Here is a 577-nt window from a genome sequence, read left to right on the forward strand (position 1 = left end):
CCGCTCTTCCGATCTTGAATGTCGTGATGACGGAAGAAGGTAAAATGATCGAAGTCCAAGGCACCGCAGAAGGCGAACCGTTCAGCCATGAAGAGCTGATGGCGCTATTGGAGTCGGCGAGCAAAGGCATTCGAGAAATTGTCGCCGCACAGAAAGCCGCTTTAGCCGATACGCAGGCGGACTAGTTATTTCAATAGCTTCTATTTTATAGAGGCTATTTTTTTGCCTTTTCATAAGAGCAGTGGAGTATTCATTGCAATGAAAGAGGCGGTAAGAGAGACATTGTTTAAACCGTTATTTGAAAGATGAGAGAGAAACATGAAAGCATATCAACGTGAATTTATTGAGTTTGCACTAGAGAAAGATGTATTAAAATTTGGTGAGTTTACTTTAAAGTCAGGCCGCACAAGCCCTTACTTCTTCAATGCTGGATTGTTTAATACTGGGCGCGATTTGGCGCGTCTTGGTCGCTTCTATGCCGCGGCACTGGCCGATTCTGGTATTGAATTTGATGTACTATTTGGCCCCGCTTACAAAGGCATCCCAATTGCCACCACAACGGCGGTTGCGTTGGCGG

Annotated in this window: 2 pseudogenes; both read left to right on the top strand. The window is 45.6% G+C overall.

Features of this window, described 5'->3' with window-relative positions:
• Positions 1 to 185 (top strand): annotated as a pseudogene (rph, locus tag ACP45E_RS19335) (ribonuclease PH); the annotation flags it as partial.
• A 133-nt stretch (positions 186 to 318) separates the two neighbouring features.
• Positions 319 to 577 (top strand): annotated as a pseudogene (pyrE, locus tag ACP45E_RS19340) (orotate phosphoribosyltransferase); the annotation flags it as partial.

This window comes from Vibrio genomosp. F10 str. 9ZD137 (assembly GCF_049974785.1).
GTDB lineage: Bacteria > Pseudomonadota > Gammaproteobacteria > Enterobacterales > Vibrionaceae > Vibrio.